22 protein-coding genes and 1 pseudogene are annotated in these 19144 nt (G+C 65.7%); 15 read left to right on the forward strand and 8 right to left on the reverse strand.

What is annotated here, in order from left to right; all coding sequences use genetic code 11:
- From WA965_RS25885 to WA965_RS25930, 10 genes and pseudogenes are all read left to right on the forward strand, one after another.
- Positions 1-356, forward strand: a pseudogene (locus WA965_RS25885) (cobalamin B12-binding domain-containing protein); the annotation flags it as partial.
- 86 nt (positions 357-442) lie between these two features.
- Complete coding sequence (locus WA965_RS25890) at positions 443-793, forward strand: DUF732 domain-containing protein (protein ID WP_526295930.1); 351 nt, start codon at positions 443-445, stop codon at positions 791-793.
- 122 nt (positions 794-915) lie between these two features.
- Positions 916-2391, forward strand: a complete 1476-nt coding sequence (locus tag WA965_RS25895; RefSeq protein WP_526295928.1) for an amino acid ABC transporter substrate-binding protein/permease — start codon at positions 916-918, stop codon at positions 2389-2391.
- Positions 2388-3161, forward strand: coding sequence for an amino acid ABC transporter ATP-binding protein (locus WA965_RS25900; RefSeq protein WP_526295926.1), 774 nt, complete (start codon positions 2388-2390; stop codon positions 3159-3161). Before WA965_RS25895 ends, WA965_RS25900 begins: the two co-directional genes overlap by 4 nt.
- Positions 3162-3328: 167 nt before the next feature.
- Complete coding sequence (locus WA965_RS25905; protein ID WP_526295924.1) at positions 3329-3634, forward strand: hypothetical protein; 306 nt, start codon at positions 3329-3331, stop codon at positions 3632-3634.
- A gap of 110 nt (positions 3635-3744) precedes the next feature.
- Positions 3745-5076, forward strand: coding sequence for an MFS transporter (locus WA965_RS25910; RefSeq protein WP_526295922.1), 1332 nt, complete (start codon positions 3745-3747; stop codon positions 5074-5076).
- A 169-nt stretch (positions 5077-5245) separates the two neighbouring features.
- The gene (locus tag WA965_RS25915; protein ID WP_526295921.1) at positions 5246-5566 is read left to right on the forward strand and encodes a hypothetical protein; all 321 of its coding nucleotides are present in this window, start codon (positions 5246-5248) and stop codon (positions 5564-5566) included.
- Positions 5567-5698: 132 nt separating this feature from the next.
- On the forward strand, positions 5699-5947 hold the full coding sequence (locus tag WA965_RS25920) for a hypothetical protein (RefSeq protein WP_526295919.1): 249 nt from the start codon (positions 5699-5701) through the stop codon (positions 5945-5947).
- Positions 5948-6032: 85 nt separating this feature from the next.
- Positions 6033-7709 carry a family 16 glycosylhydrolase gene (locus tag WA965_RS25925; RefSeq protein WP_526295917.1) on the forward strand — a complete coding sequence of 559 codons (1677 nt, stop codon included), beginning with the start codon at positions 6033-6035 and terminating at the stop codon, positions 7707-7709.
- 13 nt (positions 7710-7722) lie between these two features.
- The gene (locus tag WA965_RS25930; protein WP_526295915.1) at positions 7723-8208 is read left to right on the forward strand and encodes an SRPBCC family protein; all 486 of its coding nucleotides are present in this window, start codon (positions 7723-7725) and stop codon (positions 8206-8208) included.
- Between the two features lie 21 nt (positions 8209-8229).
- Here WA965_RS25930 and WA965_RS25935 read toward each other — a convergent pair whose 3' ends face one another.
- The 3 genes from WA965_RS25935 to WA965_RS25945 are packed head-to-tail and all read right to left on the reverse strand — an operon-like array spanning position 8230 to position 10955.
- The gene (locus tag WA965_RS25935; protein WP_526295913.1) at positions 8230-9588 is read right to left on the reverse strand and encodes an acetamidase/formamidase family protein; all 1359 of its coding nucleotides are present in this window, start codon (positions 9586-9588) and stop codon (positions 8230-8232) included.
- Between the two features lie 54 nt (positions 9589-9642).
- Entirely contained in the window at positions 9643-10092 is a 450-nt protein-coding gene (cynS, locus tag WA965_RS25940; protein ID WP_526295911.1) for a cyanase, read from the reverse strand.
- Positions 10089-10955: a formate/nitrite transporter family protein gene (locus tag WA965_RS25945; protein ID WP_526295909.1), complete on the reverse strand. Its 867-nt coding sequence runs from the start codon at positions 10953-10955 to the stop codon at positions 10089-10091. The genes cynS and WA965_RS25945 overlap by 4 nt, the downstream gene beginning before the upstream one ends.
- A 213-nt stretch (positions 10956-11168) precedes the next feature.
- On the opposite strand from WA965_RS25945, the gene WA965_RS25950 reads away from it, so the two are divergent.
- A complete protein-coding gene (locus WA965_RS25950; RefSeq protein WP_526295907.1) occupies positions 11169-11342 on the forward strand; it encodes a hypothetical protein in 174 nt (57 codons plus the stop codon).
- 294 nt (positions 11343-11636) lie between these two features.
- Here the strand turns inward: WA965_RS25950 and WA965_RS25955 are convergent, their stop codons facing one another.
- Positions 11637-11948, reverse strand: a complete 312-nt coding sequence (locus tag WA965_RS25955) for a GNAT family N-acetyltransferase (protein ID WP_526295905.1) — start codon at positions 11946-11948, stop codon at positions 11637-11639.
- Between the two features lie 114 nt (positions 11949-12062).
- Between WA965_RS25955 and WA965_RS25960 the strand changes: the two genes are divergently transcribed.
- Positions 12063-13598 carry an amino acid permease gene (locus tag WA965_RS25960; RefSeq protein ID WP_526295903.1) on the forward strand — a complete coding sequence of 512 codons (1536 nt, stop codon included), beginning with the start codon at positions 12063-12065 and terminating at the stop codon, positions 13596-13598.
- A 15-nt stretch (positions 13599-13613) separates the two neighbouring features.
- On the opposite strand, the gene WA965_RS25965 is transcribed toward WA965_RS25960, so the two are convergent.
- Complete coding sequence (locus tag WA965_RS25965) at positions 13614-13880, reverse strand: helix-turn-helix transcriptional regulator (RefSeq protein WP_526295901.1); 267 nt, start codon at positions 13878-13880, stop codon at positions 13614-13616.
- 85 nt (positions 13881-13965) lie between these two features.
- On the opposite strand from WA965_RS25965, the gene map reads away from it, so the two are divergent.
- Positions 13966-14754, forward strand: a complete 789-nt coding sequence (gene map, locus WA965_RS25970) for a type I methionyl aminopeptidase (RefSeq protein WP_526295899.1) — start codon at positions 13966-13968, stop codon at positions 14752-14754.
- An 18-nt stretch (positions 14755-14772) separates the two neighbouring features.
- Here map and WA965_RS25975 read toward each other — a convergent pair whose 3' ends face one another.
- Positions 14773-16092: a H(+)/Cl(-) exchange transporter ClcA gene (locus WA965_RS25975; RefSeq protein ID WP_526295936.1), complete on the reverse strand. Its 1320-nt coding sequence runs from the start codon at positions 16090-16092 to the stop codon at positions 14773-14775.
- Complete coding sequence (locus WA965_RS25980; protein ID WP_526295897.1) at positions 16085-16780, reverse strand: haloacid dehalogenase type II; 696 nt, start codon at positions 16778-16780, stop codon at positions 16085-16087. The genes WA965_RS25975 and WA965_RS25980 overlap by 8 nt, the downstream gene beginning before the upstream one ends.
- A gap of 81 nt (positions 16781-16861) precedes the next feature.
- Here WA965_RS25980 and WA965_RS25985 point away from each other — a divergent pair, with 81 nt between their 5' ends.
- Positions 16862-17887 (forward strand): YhjD/YihY/BrkB family envelope integrity protein, encoded by a 1026-nt coding sequence (locus tag WA965_RS25985; protein ID WP_526295895.1) that lies wholly within the window; start codon positions 16862-16864, stop codon positions 17885-17887.
- Here the strand turns inward: WA965_RS25985 and WA965_RS25990 are convergent.
- Positions 17847-18266, reverse strand: a complete 420-nt coding sequence (locus WA965_RS25990) for a ChaB family protein (RefSeq protein WP_526295893.1) — start codon at positions 18264-18266, stop codon at positions 17847-17849. The two genes, WA965_RS25985 and WA965_RS25990, sit on opposite strands and share 41 nt — an antisense overlap.
- A gap of 511 nt (positions 18267-18777) precedes the next feature.
- Here WA965_RS25990 and WA965_RS25995 point away from each other — a divergent pair.
- Positions 18778-19089 (forward strand): DUF3303 family protein, encoded by a 312-nt coding sequence (locus tag WA965_RS25995; RefSeq protein WP_526295891.1) that lies wholly within the window; start codon positions 18778-18780, stop codon positions 19087-19089.
- The last annotated feature ends 55 nt before the right edge of the window (positions 19090-19144 follow it).

Here is a 19144-nt window from a genome sequence, read left to right on the forward strand (position 1 = left end):
GTCCGGCGCCGTCGCTGCCCGCCGCCCAGGCCGCCGAGCAGGCCGACCTGGAACACGACCACCGCCGGCTCGCCGCCACCCTCCGGGCGGGCTGGTCGCTGACATCCGGACCACTGGCCGCCCCTCAGGCCGCCGAGGATGCGCTGCATCAACTGTTGCACGCGGTGTCGGCCGTTCTGCTGACCGGTGATTCGCGACCGGTCACCGAGACCGCCTTCTGGATAGTCGACCTGATGGCAACCCGAGGTATCGACGCCGCGGTGATCGACGAACTGCGTACCCACGCCGTCGTCGCGCTGGCCGACTATCCGCTGTCTCGTGACATCGTCGCCACCCACTTCGCTGTGGGCCCCTGAGCGCAACCGCCGACTCGGCGTTCAAATGACGGGTCGCACGGCGCGCGACGGTTACCATCCGCACAGGCAACTCACTGGGAGGTCACATGTTCGGTCGCTATAGGCTTCTGACGGTTGCCGCGTTCTCGGCGACCGCAGCGGCGTTGGCCCTAGGATCGCCGATCGCCCACGCCACCGAGGCCGACGCCCAGTTCCTCGCTGTCGTCGAGAGTCTCGGCCTCCAGTTCGCCACGCCGGACGAAGCAGTCGAAGCCGGCAACAACGTCTGCGACATCGTCGCCGAAGGCAGCGCCAACAACATCAATCCCGCCGAGATTCGTACCAGCCTGGTCGCTTCGCTGCTCGGCGAGGGACTGGATGTTCCGTCGGCGACCCGGCTGATGCAGGGTGCCGTCGGCGCCTACTGCCCGGACTTCCAGGCCATCGTCGCCGACTGATCCCGGCATCGCCTTCCCGCTCTGAAAGCACATCTGACCGATAACCGGCGGGCGCCGACACTTGCCGTTAGCGTGTCATTCGCCAGTTGGCCATGTCGAAGCAACATACGCGGGAGGCACTCATGCGAGCCGAACTGTCGGCCAACCCAGGTGGCAGCACCGCAGCCACCCACCGGCACCTGTTCACGGCGGTGTTCGTTGCTCTGGCGGGCCTGCTCGGCATCGGCCTGCTCTCTCCGGCAACGGCCTCGGCACAGGGCGAGACCTACCAGATCGCGACCGACATCACGTTCGCGCCGTTCGAATTCCAGGACAGTTCGGGCGAATACGTCGGCATCGACATGGATCTCATCAGGGCGATCGCCGAGGATCAGGGCTTCACCGTCGACATCAAGCCACTCGGATTCGACGCCGCACTGCAGGCGGTGCAGGCAAACCAGGTCGACGGTGTCATCGCCGGGATGTCGATCACCGACGAACGCAAGCAGGTATTCGACTTCTCCGAACCGTATTTCGAGTCCGGTGTCCAGATGGCGGTGCTCGACACCAACAATGACATCAAGTCCTATGAAGACCTCAGGGGTAAGCGGGTCGCGGTGAAGAACGGCACCGAGGGTGCGACATTCGCCGACTCCATCAAGGATCGCTACGGGTTCACCACGGTGTCCTTCGCGGATTCGGCGTCGATGTACGACGAGGTCCGGACCGGCAACTCGCAGGCAATTTTTGACGACTACCCGGTCCTGGCCTACGGCATCGCTCAGGGCAACGGCTTCAAGACCGTGACGCCCAAGGAGAAGGGATCCAACTACGGGTTCGCGGTGAACAAGGGCCAGAACGCCGAGCTGCTCAGGCAGTTCAACGAGGGTCTGAACAATCTCCGGGAGTCGGGCCGCTACCAGGAGATCGTCGACGGCTATCTGGGTGCGGGCGCCACGGAGGCCGACAATTCCTTCTTCGGCCTGATCAAGAGCACCTTCCCGCTGCTGATGGCCGGGCTGAAGATGACCCTGATCCTGACGGTGGTGTCGATCGCGATCGCGTTGGCCCTCGGTATCGTGTTCGGCCTCATGCGGGTGTCGCGGTCGATCTGGCTCCGCGGCATCGGCACCACATATGTCGATATCTTCCGTGGCACACCGCTTCTGGTACAGGCGTTCTTCATCTACTTCGGCATACCGACGGCACTGAACTTCCAGATGTCGGCGTTGACGGCAGGCATCATCACGCTCTCGCTCAACGCCGGCGCGTACATGACCGAGATCGTGCGCGGCGGAATCCTCTCAGTGGACAAGGGCCAGATGGAGGCGTCCCGGAGCCTGGGCATCGGGTATCTGCCGACCATGCGCAAAGTGATTCTGCCGCAGGCGATCCGCACGATGATCCCGTCCTACATCAACCAGTTCGTCATCACCTTGAAAGACACCTCGATCTTGTCGGTGATCGGCATCGCCGAACTGACGCAGACCGGACGGATCATCATCGCCGGGAACTTCCAGTCCTTCAACATGTGGCTGATCATCGGCATCATCTACTTCGTCGTCATCATGGCGCTGACCAAACTTTCGGACCAACTCGAAAAGAGGCTCGTGAAATGACCGCACTCATTCCCGAGGCCGCTGCGTCCGAACCCGCAGGCACCGTCAAGATCCGGATCGAGGGCCTCAAGAAATCCTTCGGCGACCTGGTGGTACTCGACGGGATCGACACCACGGTCAGCCACGGCGAAGTCGTTTGTGTCATCGGCCCATCCGGATCCGGCAAATCGACGTTCCTGCGCTGCCTCAACAAGTTGGAGGACATCACAGGAGGCAAAGTGGTCGTCGACGAGTTCGACCTCACCGACCCGAAGGTGGACCTGGACAAGGTGCGCCAGCACATCGGCATGGTGTTCCAGCACTTCAATCTCTTTCCTCACATGACGGTGATCGAGAACGTCACGCTGGCACCGCTTTTGACGAAGAAGATGGACAAGGCGGCCGCGGAGAAGAAAGCGCTCGAGTTGCTCGACCAGGTGGGACTTGCGGAGAAGGCGCACGTCAAGCCCGCCACGCTCTCCGGCGGCCAGAAACAGCGGGTGGCCATCGCCCGCGCACTGGCGATGAACCCGTCGATCATGCTCTTCGACGAGGCCACCAGCGCGCTCGATCCAGAGATGGTCGGCGACGTGCTCGAGGTGCTGCGCGCCCTCGCCCAGGGCGGGATGACCATGGTGGTGGTGACCCACGAGATGGGCTTCGCCCGGGAGGTCGCCTCCCGGGTGCTGTTCATGGCCGAAGGCAAGATCGTCGAGGACGCACCGCCGGCGGAGCTGTTCGACAACCCCAAGCATCCGCGGCTGCAGGACTTCCTCTCCAAGGTGCTCTGAACGTCAAAGGTGCTCTGAACGCGCCGCAGGTTCGTCCGAACCCGCCCGGTTTCTCCATGGAATCTCCATGCAAGCTCCAAGCGTCGCAGTCCCTGCCTCGCGACCATGGTGTCAGTCAGTTTTCACCGTGGTCACGCAGGTGACCCACCACCGCAGGGAGTCACACCATGAAGAAGTTCATCGCCGCCAGCATTCTGCCGCTCGGCGCACTGCTGGCCGTCGCCGCGCCGGCACAGGCCGCCCCGGAACAGTCGGGCGGGGCCTCGACGACCATCAACCAGCTTCGCGCCCAGGGGTTCGACGTCCGCGTCAGCCGGATCGGCAGCGCCCCGCTCGATGAGTGCTCGATCACCGGGGTCCGCAATCAGCCGGTCGCCAACCAGCCGTTCCCCATCATCGATGACGATGACATCAACGTGTTCAGGATCGCGCCGACACCGAAGGTCACGGTCTCGCTCGACTGCTCGCGCTGAGTGGCCTGGGCGCCGGCTTCGGGAGCCACTGGCTTCAGGAGCCATTAGCTTTGACAACGATGTCCGACGCCGGGTCCGCTCCAATGCCATCCCCCTCATTCCCGAGGGGGATGGCATTGCTCGTTGCCGGGGCCTTTTTCATGGAGATCCTCGACGCCACCATCATCGTTCCCGCCATCCCCGCGATCGCCGCGTCGTTCGGGGTCGCTGCCGTCGACGTCAACGTCGCGGTATCTGCCTACCTGGTGACCGTCGCCGTGCTGATTCCGGCCAGTGGGTGGTTGGCCGACAGGTTCGGTATCCGGCCGGTGTTCCTCACCGCGATCGGCCTCTTCACGCTCGCCTCGGTGGGATGCGCCCTGAGCGGGTCGCTTCCGATGCTGGTCGGGACGCGGGTGCTGCAGGGTGTCGGAGGCGCCATGATGGTTCCCGTCGGCAGGCTGGCGGTGCTGCGCTTCAGCGCCAAGTCCGACCTGGTCCGGGCGATCGCTCTGCTGACATGGCCGGCCCTCGTCGCGCCGGTGGTCGCCCCGGTTCTCGGTGGCGCGATCGCCACGCTGGGATCGTGGCGCTGGATCTTCGTGGTCAACATTCCGATCGGCATCATCGGATTGCTGTTCGCGTCCAAACTGATTCGTGGTGGACCCACGCCGGTGACCAAACCCTTCGACTGGCGCGGTCTACTGCTGGTGGGGACCGGCGTCAGCGCCGCACTCGTCGCGCTGGAACACATCCGGGTCAGCGGAACGGACTGGGTTCTTGTGGTCTCCGGCCTCCTGATAGGCGCCGCGTGCCTGACCACCGCGGTGTGGCATCTGCGTCGGGCGGCCTCGCCGCTGGTCGAACTCGCCGTGCTGCGGGTGCGGACGCTACGCATCACCGTCTCGGGTGGATCCCTGTACCGACTGGTCATCACCGCGGTGCCGTTCCTGCTGCCACTGTTGTTTCAGCTCGAGTTCGGTTGGTCTGCATTCACCGCGGGGCTGATGGTGGCCGCTCTGTTCATCGGCAACCTGACGATCAAGCCGTTCACCACCCCGCTGATGCGCAGGTTCGGCATCAAACGGGTGCTGTTGGTCAACGCCGTGATCTCGGTGGGTTGGCTCGGCCTGTTGGCGACTCTGCACGCGGACATGCCGATCGTGTTGATCGCGGGTCTTCTGTACGTCAGCGGCGCGCTGCGCTCCATCGGCTTCACGGCCTACAACAGCCTGGCTTTCGCCGACGTCGACGGCGCCGAACTCACTCACGCGAACACCCTGAACGCTGCGGTGCAGGAGGTTGCGGCAGGTATCGGCATCGCCGTCGCCGCGCTGTTGGTGACGGTCCTGGCCTCCTACGCGTGGGCCTTCGTCGCACTCGCCGCGCTGCTGGCAGTGACGATCATCGAGACACTACGGCTGCCGGGGGACGCCGCAGCACACGTCAGCGCCGCCCGGTGAGCGCCAAACCCATTGTGACCAAACAGCTTTTGGGATCATCGCCGATGCTTGAAACGTGACCGTCTGCACAGCGCCCACCCAGGGTCGGCACAGCGGTCGCCCATTCAGCCTCCATAGCGTCGATGGCGTGCGGGAATCACCCCCACACCGACACGGAACGGAGTACACGATGAAACTGACCCAGAAGGTGGGAGTCCCACTGGTTGCCGGGGGGATCGCACTCGCCGGGCTGTTCGGTTCGGGCCTCGGCACCGCCGCCGCCAGTCCTGGCCAGCAGTGCGGTGCGCCCAATGCGCCGGGATGCCGGCAACCGGGGCCGCACAACAACCCACAGCAGCAGGCGCCGAACAACTGGCAGAACCGCGGCATGGACCAGGCGCGCCAGGACCGCCTGCCGTTCAACTACAACGGCCAGCAGGTCCACCCCCTGCGCGCGGGCAACGGTGACGGCTGGGGCTTCTGGTTCCTGGGACAATGGATCCGCCTGTAGCCCGCCACCATCTGCGGCGGTGTGAACCCTTGGCCGGTCCCCGGCAACCGGGCAAGTGTTCACACAGTCGGGTCGGGTTTCTTGCGCGCGCCTCCCGCAGAAGTCTCGACCTTGACTTTAGCCTTGGTGGCCGTGACCACACTGCTCGAGCCGTCGCTGGCCGAACTGGATTTCGAGCACGACATCCTCTGCTCCTGCCACAAGCTGTGCAATCCGCTCGCCCATCCGGCGCAGTGGTGGGTCACGCTCTCCTGCGGGTGCCCGTACCCGATGTGCCAGCGCGCGCTTCGCATCGCCAATGTCCGCCTGAAGGTCCGGCCCTTGAACTGTCGGCACTGCGAAACAGAACAGATCGCCATTCGCTGCGTCGTTCGCATTTGACCCGTTAGCCCGATGGCCGACAGCACATCTAACGCTTATCGGCAAAACAGCAAAAAGTATTCGCTGCCGGATTAGTGTCCATCGCGTGACGGTGACAACGGCCGCGTCGATTTTGCTCAGTGCCATTTCGCGTGTCGGTCGGTTCGCGGGTTTCATTGCCGCACTGTCGATCTGCTTGACCATTGCCGGAACGTGCGCGCAGGCGTCCGCCGATACCGGGACGGAATCCAGTTCGACCCAGTCCCGCGAAACTTCTGCAAGCAGCAACGTCGATCGAGCAAGCACCGATTCGGTCGCGTCGAATTCGTCGCCGGACTCCGATTCTGGCAAAGCCGACAACGACAAGAGATCGTCCTCGGCCAGCAGAATTCGTGAATCTGAGGGCGACAGCGAATCTCGCGCCTCGGACTCCGACGACGACCCGTCGGAGTCGGCGGAGGACACCGATGGCCCGACCGCCGCCGACGGAACCGAATCGACGGGCGGGTCCACCGAGGTCATCGGCACCGACGCCACCACCGAGACGCCCGCCTCCAAGGCTCCGGCGCCCGAGGCCACCGACGTATCTCAAGACACCGACGTATCCGACGCCGCGGCCACCCCGGAGCCCGCTCAGGCTCCCGCGGCGACGCCTCCCCAGAGCGTTTCGCCCGCAACTGTTTCCACACCGGACCGGGCGGACGACATCGCCCCCGCCATTGCGCGCGCCGCCGTCGCGGCAGCCGAACCCCCCAAGCCGGACTTCTTCACCTGGATACAGCGGACGTTCTTCAACCGGACACCGACCGTGTCGTTCGACCCGGACAACCAGAGCACCCAGGCGGACGGCACCATCATCGGATCGGTGATCGGCACCGACTCCGACGGCGATGTGCTGACCTATTCGGCCGGCCGCCCCGCCGGCGGGGGCACCGTCACGATCGACGACGACGGAAGATTCGTCTACGTCCCGGTGGCCGGATTCGCCTCTGACGGCACGGATCTGTTCACCGTCACCGTCAGCGACGACGCCGAGGTCAACGGCTGGCGCGTGCACGGCCTGCTGGGCTTCCTGATCCCCGGGTGGGGTTCGACCGCGACCACAACCGTCGGCGTCGGCGCGGCGACGACCGCGGGCGGCCGTTACGGGTGGGGAACACCGCAGGAGACCCGGTTCACCGATCCGCAGGCCCTCGCCAACGGCTGGTACGTGTACGACTCCCCCGGCCACAACGGCTGGGGACGCCGTACTCCGGAAGCGATTTCGTTTGTCGACGGCGCCATGGTCATCACCGGCGACGCCGCAGGCAACACCGCCGGACTGGCGTGGGACATCGGTCAGATGTACGGCGCTTGGGAGGTCCGGGTGAAGGTCCCCGAGGGCGCGGCCGACTACCACGCCGTGGCGCTGCTCTGGCCCGACGCCGAAAACTGGCCCGTCGGTGGGGAGATCGACTTCATGGAGATCCTCGGCGACTCCGAGCGCCAGACGGTCAGTCACTTCCTGCACTACTCGGCCCAGAATCTGACCGAATCCGCGGCCACCGAGGTCGATGCCACGCAGTGGCACAACTACGCGGTCAGTTGGACCCCGGACGCAATCACCATCTACATCGACGGTGTGCCGGTCTTCCGGTCGACGAACCGGTGGCGTTTCCCGCCGGGCCCGATGCACCTTGCCCTGCAACTCGACGCCTCGGAAAAGCGGCCACCCGACCTGCGCGGCGGTGCCCAGATGTCGGTCGCCTGGGCCCGTCAGTACACGCTCAGTCAGATCAGCTGACGAAATCGCCACCGTGTCCGCTGACGAGTGCTTCATCGTGACCCGCACCGTGGCGGCGACACCGGCTGAGATCTTCGCGGTGCTGTCGAATCCGGCCCGTCACCCGGACACCGAGCCCGGCGACTGGGTGCGTGGCGCGGTGACCACCGAGCAGATCACCGCAGCCGGGCAGATCTTCGTGATGAACATGTATCTGGAACAGATGGGTGGCGACTACGTGATCGTCAACCTGGTCACTGACTTCGAGCCCGATCGCACCATCGAATGGAAACCGGGTCGGCTCGACGACAAAGGCCGTCACGAAGCCGCAGGGTGGTCGTGGCGGTACGACCTGCGCGGCCGCGGCGGGGCCACCGACGTGACTCTCACCTACGACTGGAGCGCCACCCCGCAGAGGGTGCGCGACGGTTTTTCCCGGATGCCACCGTTCGGTCCCGAATTCATCGAGCGGTCGCTGTCGACCCTGGCCGCGACCGCGGAAACGACGACCCGGGCGTAACCCGCGTCGGTGTCATTGCGGTCAGTCGCCGAAATGCGACTTGTACAGCTGCCCGTGCACGCCGACGGTGCGATCGACCACCTGCGATACCGAGAAGTCGGCCGCCGCGGACAGATACGCGTAGGCCGTCGCGCGGTCCATGCCACGATCGGTCTCCAGGAAATCCAACGCGTTCACCACCGCACGCCTCATCGCGACATCAAGATCGGTGCCCTGACCGCCGACCGATCCGTCGGGGTCGGACAATCCGATGGGCACCCACGCGTCGGCCGTTTCGGCGAACGGGTAGCGGTAGGCCACCGAAGGCGCGTCGCCCGAGCGGGGTTTGCACACCGAGAGCCGGTAGGTGCCCCGCAGTGACCCCTCCATCGCGGTGAGCGCGACCTCGCCGTCCCCCATGGCCATGTGCGGATCCCCGACATAGAACAGGGCGCCCTCGGCGAACACGGGAAGGTAGAAGGTGGCGCCTTCACCGAGCAGCCTGATATCGATGTTGCCCCCACCCACTGTCGGCGGGATGGAGTTCGCAGTCGCCGCCGTCGGGTCGGTGTCCTGGGAGAAGGCGACACCCATCATTCCCATGAAGGGCCGCAACGGGAACCGTACCTGAGCGGCACCGTACTTCATCACGCCGTAACCGTCCTCCACGCCGGTGAACGTCGACACGTTGCCGTACAACCGCGGATCAGGATTGGGCCGTCCGTCGGAAGCGATCGGAGGCATGACTTCCTGATCGGTGATACCCGGCGGTGCCCCGCCGTCGGCGGTTCGCGCCAACGCCCCCTTGCCGTGACGGCTGGACACGACACCGTAGGGAACCCTCGGAATCGCTTGGAGAATTTCGATTTTCAGCACATCCCCGGGCTGAGCACCTTCGACGAAGACGGGACCGGTCACCACATGCGGCCCGTCCTTGTCGAAGTTCCGTGGGGTGCGGTCGTAGTCGGCTGCGATGGCGACGGCGTCCTGCAGAACATCCGACCGGTCCACCCCCTGCGTGCCGAAGTACTCGATCGGGTCGCGACCTTGATCTTCGAGGATCCCTTCGTGACTCACCGCGTCGATCGTCACCGTCTGGCCCGACGCCATCTGCATCGCCGGCGTGGCGTGCACGGTGGGGACATATCCCCAGAGCACGTCGTCAGGCGTGGACGGTAGGTAATGGTCGCCTTCCGGATCTCCCTGTCCCGGTTGCAGAACGCTCAAGCCCCCGGCGGTGGCCGACGGAGACCCGGCCGGAGTCGAACTCCCGGAGGAGCAGGCCGACGCGAGGCCGGCAACACCGGCACCGGCGCCCACGGCGGCGACTGCCCGCACAAAGTCCCGTCGCCCGATTCCGGCATACAGGTTCATGGCGGCCTCACGGGTGCGGTCACTCATGGGCTCTCCCGGTCTTCGGTGAATCGTTGACAGCAGGACGCACTCGGGCGACGGTCACCATCGGTAGTCGAGGAACTTGCCGTCGAAGGTGACGACCACCCGGTCGCCATCGGGATGCTCTCGCCGCCCGATGTCCACCTTGAAGTTGATGGCGCTCATGATGCCGTCGCCGAACTCCTCGTGGATGAGCTCCTTGAGCGCGGGCCCGTAGACCGCCAGTGCCTCATGGAACCGGTAGATGGTGGGGTCGGAGAGCATCTCCGGATCGAGACCCCGGGCAGGCTGCAGTTGCAGGCTCTCCGCGACAGACCCGTCGAGTTCGAGTAGCGCACACACCTTCTCGGCCTGACCGGCGGACATCGGATGCTGCCCCAGCAACGCCGCCACACACCACACAACCGGCGCATCGATCTCCCCGGCGATGTCCGCCCACGTCAACTTCTTGCGGATTCTCGCGGCGACGATCAGTTCTGCGGCATCAGTTTTGGCCAGGATCGGTGTCATGCGTTCACGCCCTCTCGGGTAGCGGCGGACTTGTCGGACTGGAGTTCGTCGAGTTCGACGAGGCGACTTGCCCCCGTTCGTGCGTGTGTGGCGAACAGGGTGAGACCGACGAAGGCCAGTCCACCGACGAGATTTCCGAGCACTGTGGGGATTTCATTCCAGACCAGGTAGTCGGCGATGGAGAAGTCACCGCCGAGCATCAGCCCCGACGGGAACAGGAACATGTTGACCACCGAATGCTCGAACCCCATGTAGAAGAACAACATGATCGGCATCCACATCGTGACGACCTTGCCGGACACGCTGGTCGACATCATCGCCGCAACCACCCCGGTGGACACCATCCAGTTGCACAGCACCCCGCGGATGAACAGCGTGAGCATTCCGGCGGCGCCGTGTTCGGCATAACCGACGGTGCGGCTATGGCCGATCTCGCCGAGTTGGCGCCCGACGTCATTGGGGTCGACGCTGAAGCCGTACGTGAACACCACGGCCATCATCAGTGCCACGGTGAGTGCGCCGGCGAAGTTGCCGAGGAACACCCAACCCCAGTTGCGCAGCATCGAGCGGACCGTCACCCCGCGGCGCTTGTCGAGCAGGGCCAGCGGAACCAGGGTGAACACCCCGGTGAGTAGGTCGAAGCCCAGGAGATAGAGCAGGCAGAACCCCACCGGGAACAGCACTGCGCCCAGCAGTGCGTTCCCGGTCTGCACCGTGATGGTGACGGCGAATGCTGCGGCCAGGGCCAGAATCGCGCCTGCCATGTAGGCGCGGATGAGGGTGTCGCGGGTGGACATCATCGCTTTGGACTCGCCGGCATCGATCATCTTGCCGACGAAGTCGGGCGGGCTCACATAGGACATGGGTGACCTTTCGGGTGATTGATGCCCGAGGGTTCCCACTTCGTATTGCCGAATGGCAACGTGGTCTATTCATCTTTGTTGCCGCCTCCTCACATGCGCACCCGGCTCGTGTGAGGAGACACGGAGGCCGATCTACCTGCGCAGTGTTTCGCCGACGGCGACAGCGGAGACTCCGACATATGCATGGACGCCGACACCGGATGGAGCCCAGTCGTGGAACAGAACCCAGCCGTGGAACAGACGAACGGACCGCCGCCCACCCCGAAGGACGCCACCGAGGCGACCGAGGAGCAGCGTGAACTGCAGGACAAGCTGGAGCGCCAGGACGAGGATCCAGACGCTCCCGCCCGCTCTCAAACCCGCCACCAGATCCCGGACGAGACCTGAACCGCGCTCCCATATCCGTCTCGTGACGTGACGTCGCGGCGTAGTGTGTCGCCCACGTCGTCGGGACAGGGAGCACCCGGATGCGCGGCACGATGATCGTTTCAGCGGCAGCGGTGATCCTCGCCGCGATGACCGCCGCGCCCGCCTCCGCCGACGAGACCGACGACGTAGGGGCGGCGACCCAGTCGTACTGCCCGTGAACTTTTCAGAACGCGCTGCCGACAGGGTATTCCGTCAATCGAACCGATGCGGCCTCGAACTCTGGATCCGCAGGTGCGCCAGCCGGCGACGGACTCAGGCCGGGTCGGTGATGTCGGCGTATTCCGGGTGCTTGTCGATGAATTCGGCGACCATCCAGCATTGCGGCACGATACGCAACCCCGCGGTCCGCGTGCTCCGCAACGCTTCGGCGACGAGAATCGTTGCCAGACCCCGACCTTGGTAGTCGGCGAGAACCTCGGTGTGCGGAAAGACGCGGCGGCCGTCGCGGTCGTGAAAGTCGGCGAGTCCGACAGTTCGGCCGTCCACCTCGATGACGAAGCGATCCGACTGCTCGGAGACGGTGGTGGCAGCGCCCGTCCTGTCGGGAGGGGTGGGGACACTCATGGGGCTCCTCGGTCTCGACTACGTGAGTTATCACCACTGCGCGCAGATTCGAAACAGGGACAAGCGCCCGCGGCGGCCTTACTCTGAACAGACCTTCGGCCAGAGCGAGGTCCCATGCAGATCGAGGCACCCGACCCGAACCCCCGCGCCGCCACAGGCGTGCAGGACAAGGGTCTGTCTCATAACGCCGTCGGAGTGCTCGGTGGCACCGTTCTCGGCATCTCGTCGGTGGCGCCTGCCTATGCGTTGACCGCGACGATCGGCATCCTGGTCGCCGAAGCCGGATCGAAGATGGCCGTGGTCATCATCGCCGGATTCCTGCCGATGTTCTTCGCCGCCTACGCCTACCGCGAGATGAACAAGGTGGCGCCGGACTGCGGTACGTCGTTCACCTGGACGACCAAGGCATTCGGCCCCTACGTCGGCTGGATCGGCGGGTGGGCCGCGGTGGTCGCCACAGTGATCGTGTTGTCCAATCTCGCCGGCGTCGCGGTCCAGTTCTTCTATCAGTTCATCGGCGACCTCTTCGGCAACGAAAGTGTCGCGTCACTGTGGGAGAACCCGATCGTCAATGTGCTGACGTGTCTGGCCTTTCTGGGGGTGGCCACCGCGATCTCCTACCGCGGGATCACCACCACCGAGCGTGTCCAGTTCGTCCTGGTCGGTTTCCAGATGGTGGTACTGCTGACCTTCGCTGTCGTCGCGTTCGCGAAGTCGGGGTCATCGCCGACCGGCATCGCCTTCAGCTTCGACTGGTTCAGCCCGGCCGGGCTGACCATGTCCGCCTTCATCGCCGGCCTGTCCGGTTCGATCTTCGCGTTCTGGGGTTGGGACACCGCGCTGACCGTCAACGAGGAATCCCGCGACTCCGACAGCGCTCCGGGCCGCGCGGCGCTGTTGTGTGTGGTCTCGATCCTGATGACCTACCTGTTGGTGGCCATCGCGACGCAGATGTACGCCGGGGTGGGCACCGATGGGGTGGGGCTGGGCAACGAGGACATCGCCGACAACGTGTTCGGCGCGCTGGCCGAGCCGATCCTGGGCGGGCCCTGGCACTTGTTCCTGTTCCTCGCGGTCCTGGCGTCGAGTGCCGCGAGCCTGATCACCACCTTCCTGCCCACCTCCCGCACGATGCTGGCGATGGGCACGTACGGGGCGTTCCCCAAGCGATTCACCACCGTCCATCCCCGCTTCATGACCCCGTCCTTCGCTACGGTCGCCGCCGGCGTCGGAGCAGCGGTGTTCTATTCGGTCCTGACGTTCGTCAGCGAGAGCGTGCTCACCGACACGATCTACTCGCTCGGCATCATGATCTGCTTCTACTACGGACTCACCGCGTTCGGCTGCGTCTGGTTCTTCCGCCACAGCTTGTTCGACAGCGCCTACACGGTGATCTTCAAGTTGCTGTTTCCGCTGCTCGGCGGACTGGGCCTCTTTGCGGTCCTCCTCATCACCCTGCGCGACAGTGCCTCGCCGGACTACGGCAGCGGCGCCAGCATCGGCGGTGTCGGCCTGGTGCTGATCCTCGGGCTCGGGCTGATCCTGGCCGGGGTGGTCGTGATGTTGGTGATGCGGGCACGTCAACCGGCGTTCTTCCGGGGTGAGACCCTGCGCAGGGACACCCCAGCGCTCGTCGTCGACGAACCGTAGCCGCGACGAGGGCGGCTAGATCGCTATCCGATGGTCGCCTGTTCCCCGCCACGCCTCGACGGCATCTTGCAGGGGCATGCCGAGCGCGGAACAGATCGCGACCACGTTGCCGAAGCTCGGACTGGGCATCCTGCCGACCTCGATCTTGCGCAGCGTCTCGGGCGAGATTCCGGCCTCACGCGCGATCGTCTCGGGGTCACGCCCGGCACGCGCCGTCCTGATCAGCGCGCCGAGGCGTTGACCGGCTTCCAGTTGCTCCGGGCTCAGGGGTACACGCACCATGCCGGTCAGCATAGCCGGTATACAAATACCGGACCTGGTACCGTCGCAACGGTATAAAAATACCGATGTTGAACGGAGCCCGAGCATGATCGAACTCAAGACCGCCCATGAGATCGACAAGATGGCGGTGACCGGGGAGTTCGTCGCAGACACGCTGGCGACGCTGTCGGCCGAGGCGGAGCCGGGTGTGAACCTGATGCAGCTCGAGCATCACGCCCGCACACTGGTCAGTGACCGCGGTGCAACCTCGTGCTACTGGGACTACGCGCCGTCATTCGGTCGCGGCCCATTCCGCAACGTCATCTGCCTGTCGGTCAATGATGCAGTGCTGCACGGAAAGCCACACGACTACGTCCTCGGTGACGGCGATGTGCTGACCCTGGATTTTGCGGTCTCGATCGACGGGTGGGTGGCCGATGCAGCGGTGACGGTCATCGTCGGCGACAACGCGGACCCCGCCGACAGCGCGCTGGTCGAGTCGACCGAACGGGCATTGGCGGCGGGGGTGGCCGCAGCGGTCCCCGGGGGGCGCCTCGGTGACATCTCCGCCGCCATCGGCGACATCGCCACCGACACGGGTTATCGCGTCAACGCCGAATTCGGCGGGCATGGGTTGGGGCGCACCATGCACGAGGATCCCCACGTCGCCAACCGCGGACGCCGAGGCCGCGGATTACTGCTGCGGGCGGGCATGACCCTCGCGCTGGAGCCGTGGTGGGCGCGGGGCAGCGACCGTCTGGTCATCGACGCCGACGGTTGGACCCTGCGGTCAGCAGACGGATCGAACACCGCGCACTCCGAGCACACCATCGCCATCACCGAAACCGGCCCCCGGATACTGACGCCGTCACGAACCGCACACCACATGACGTGACGCTGTCCGCTCGTGCGATCAATGCGGGATATCGGGCGACATCCGTGCCCGCAGGGATTCATAGATGGGCGGTGAGCGGGTCACCTCGGCCGCCAGCACCGCGGCGGCCGTGGCCGCCAGCATCGGGACGGCGACCGCCGTCGTGGCCGTCATCTCGAGAACGATGACGATGCCCGTCACAGGGGCCCGCACCGTCGCCCCGAAGAACGCCGCCATGCCGACCAGCGCCATCGGGATCGTCAATGTGGTTGCGTTGCCGGGCCAAACGCTGTCGACGACTCCGACGAACAAGAGTCCCCACAGGGCACCGATGGCCAGCAGCGGCGCAAACAGCCCGCCGGGCACGGCCGCCGAATAGGACAGCGGGCCGGCGGCGAAACGCACCAGCAGGTAGCCGACGACGACCGGAAGGACGATGGTCTGCCCGCTCAGAATCATCTGCGTCAACGCGTCGCCGCCGCCGACCGCAAGGGGGTAGACGAACATCGCCAGCCCGATGAGTGCGCCGATCACGGCTGCCTTCGCGACGGCCGGAATCCGGCGAATCCCACCCACCCGGTCGAGGAACCACAGCACGAGCCGGTTGTATACGGCGCCAAGGCCTCCGGTCAGTAGACCAAAAACCACGAACAGAGGAAGCCATGCCAGCGCAGGCGCATCGATCTGTTCGACGAGGAAGTCCGGTTCGTTTCCGAGGACGAGTCGCATGCACCCGACGGCGGTCGCCGCCGCGAACAGCGTGGCCAGCACCGTCTTCAACCGGAAGGACTTCGTGACCTCTTCGAGCGCGAACAGCGTGCCCCCGATGGGGGCATTGAAGGCCACGGCCAGGCCGGCGCCGCCGACGGCGGTCTGCATCATCCGGATATCGGCGTCCTGGAGTCTGGCGCGGCGCGCCGCTTCGGCACCGATGGCCGCACCCATGTGGACCGTTGGCCCCTCGCGCCCCAACACCAGCCCGGACCCGATGGACAACACGCCGCCGATGAACTTCGCGGGCAGCAGGATCAGCAGCGGTGGGCGCGCCTCGCCGCGGTAGACGGCCTCCACATGCTGGATCCCGCTGCCGGCAGCCAGCGGCACCCACCGCACGATCAGCGCCGCAAGTGCCGCGCCCAGCGCAGCGGCAGCCATCGGCACCAACCATCCCGGCCCGGGCAGTGCGTGTGACCAGTCGACGAGGTCGATCCGCAGTCGATCCGCCGTCTGCAGGCACCAGCGGAAAGCACCGCCGATGAAACCGATGGCCACACCTGCGACGACGGCGGTGGCACACACGACGGCCCATCCCCGCAGAGGGACGTAGGGTTCGCCGGATTCGGTGGCCGGCTCAGTCATCACGGAGGTTGCGTAACAGGTGCGCCAACTCGGCCAGGTCCGATGCGCGAAGGTCGGCCTGCGGCACCGGATGCGGTTCCGAGCCGGGCCCGTACTCCAACGGCCGTGCGACGAATGCGGTGCGAAGCCCGGCGGCGCGGGCTCCGTCGAGATCCCAGGGGTGCGCAGCCACCAACATCAGCTCGCCGGGGTCGACGCCCAGCAGGCGCGCCGCAGTCAGGTAGGCCGCAGGAGCCGGCTTGTAGGCGCGTGACAGTTCGGCAGACAGCACACAATCGAACCGCAGATCGGCGTGGCGGGCCAGATCCACCAGCAATGCGACATGACCGTTGGACAGCGTCGAGGTGATGTGGGTGCGCCGCAACTCGTCGAGGCCCGCCCGCACATCGGGCCACGGGGGCAGCCGATGCCACCCGGCGACAAGGCGGTCACGCACGTCGTCGGGCAGCGCCAACCCCTGCTCTGCCAGCAGATCGTCGAGCGTCGCCCGGTGGAGCTCGTCGAAGTCGCCCCACGGGCGCCGATGCTCGTTCACCTCGGTGAGGATCGGCCGGTAGCGAGCCCGCCAGCCGTCGGTGAGCATTTCGGCGTCACCGGGAACTGCGCACTCGCGGAACGCCTCGGCTATCCCGGTGCGCCAATCCAGCAGAGTGCCAAAGACATCGAAGACCAACGCCCGCACGACCACCCGGTCAGGCTACTCGTCGCCTTCTCGTCCGGCCGGGAAGCGGGTTCGGTACCGGGCCCGTCGTCTCATAGGGTCGACGTGATGGCACCACCGCAAAGCGAGCGTTCAGACCTGCGATCACGGCTGACGGAGTCCGCTGCGGCAGCCCGCTCGACGTTGCATCGGCGGGGCGCCGCGAGGTTCGCCCGACTCCCTCGACCGGTGCGACAAGCCTGCCGGCTGATAGAACGCACCCGCCGCGCCACAGTGTCGGACCGGGTAGCCGGACTGGCGGCCGAGGCGGCACTGTTCACCCTGATCTCGCTACCGGCGCTGCTGTTGGCGGTGATCGGGTCACTGGGGTTCGTCGCGGCCGCGCTGGGCCCGGAGGGCAACGACCAACTCCGTGAACTCGTTTTGAGTGTCCCCAAGTCGTTCTTCTCGGATCCGACCTTTGCCACCTACGAGCGGGTGGTGGACACCGTGCTCGCCCAGACCCGCGGCAGTGTGGTGTCCATCGGCATCGCGCTCAGCATCTGGACGGGTTCTCGAGCGGTGAACCGCTATCTGGAGACGATCACGATCGCCTACGGTGTCGACCGACGGCCCGCCTGGCGTAGACGCCTGTTGGCGCTCGGCCTCACGCTGGGTCTTTTGCTCGGCGCGATAGCGATGCTGCCGCCGTTGATCTTCGGCCCGCGGATCCTCGAATGGCTGACTCCCGATGCCGTCACGGACACCACGCTGCGGGTGCTCGACCTGATGTTCTGGCCGGCCGTGGTCGTTGTCGTCCTCGCGGGCCTGGCAACCCTCTACCACGTGGGTGTCCCGTGGAAGACGCCGTGGCGCCGCGATGTGCCCGGCGCCGTACTGGCGATGGTGTTGTGGCTGTTGGCGTCGGCGGGTCTGCGGGCGTATCTCGCGCTGAGCGTGCAGGACGACGCGGTGTTCAGTCAGCTCGCGGTGCCGATCGCCGTCGTGCTGTGGCTCTACATCACCGCGTTCGCGGTGCTACTGGGCGCTGAGTTCAACGCCGAGATCGAGAGGATGTGGCCTCACCGGGACCATCCCTGGTCGCTCCGCCGACTCAGCGACTCCGCGCGGCCACGCGACGGTTGGCCTTCTTGATCGCGGTCACCAACTCGGCCTTGTCCATCTTCGAACGGCCCGAGATGTCGAGCCGACGCGCAACCTGAGCAAGGTGCTTCTTGGTGGCGTTCGCGTTGACCCCCTCGGCGCTTTCACCTTTGGGGTTCGGGCCACCACTGCGGGCACGATCGTCGGACGGTCCCTTCTCGGGCTTCTTCTCCCAGCGATCGCCGACCTTCTCGAACTTTCGCTTCAGCGCGTTGTAGGCGACGCGGTGCGCACGCTCGGCGTCGCCGTACTCCTTGGCCGCGGCGTCGTGGGCTTTGGCGAATGTGCGCTGGGCCTTCTTTCCCGACTTGCGCAACGTACGGGGCAGTTCGCTCTTCTTGGGCTTGCCGCTCTTCTTGGTCATCGGCATCGGGGTCGCTCCTCACAATCGTCGGTCGGGGGATTCTGCCCTGGATACTCGGGCAGTCGCCGCCGAGACGGACGAACAAGTGCGATGGGTGCAACGGGTACGACAGCCAGGGCGGCTTCCGTTTGAGGTACCCGGGAGCCGCCTTGGCCAAACGTGACTGTGCGCAGGCGAAGAGCTCAAGCCCGCCCGCACGGTCACCCGGTCAGGTTACGCGTCGTCACAATCCCCCCGGCTTGGCAAAGCCCGGAAGCGCAGGCAGCTAACCGTGCTCCGATGCGGGCCGCTCGGCGGCTCACCGGCTGCGCAACTGGGGCGTCATGACTCGCGTCGAGCGACACCTAAAACTGTTAGCCGAGCAACAAACAGTTTGGTGCACTGACTGTTTCGAGTGGAAAGGACGACCTAGGAGATCCACGGTTCGGGTACCAGTTCGACGTGTCAGGGGCAGCATCGAGGGGCTACTGACAATCGCGTCCGGGCGGGGGCTCGATCCCGATGAGGAGGAGAGAAAATGAAGTATGTGGTGTCGATGGCCTTCAGACTCAACGGCTCTGCCACCGAGAACGAGGAGGCTGCCAAGCGCATCGTCGATCTGTACTCCAAGTGGAGCCCGCCGGACGGCATGACATTTCACCAGTTCGTCGGCCGACTTGATGGCGGCGGCACATTCGCCGTCATCGAAACCGACAACCCCGCCGATCTGGCTGCGACCTCGGCCAAGTTCGGCCCGTACGTCGAGTATGAGGTCTATCCGGTGCAGGATGTCGCGGATACCGTACAGGCAGCACAGGAAGGAATTGCTTTCCGCGAGTCCGTGAGCTGACGCTCCCTACCGATTACGCGCGGCCACCTCACGGTTCTTCGAAGCACCCGGGTGC

This window comes from Mycobacterium sp. (genome assembly GCF_049683935.1).
Classification (GTDB): domain Bacteria; phylum Actinomycetota; class Actinomycetes; order Mycobacteriales; family Mycobacteriaceae; genus Mycobacterium.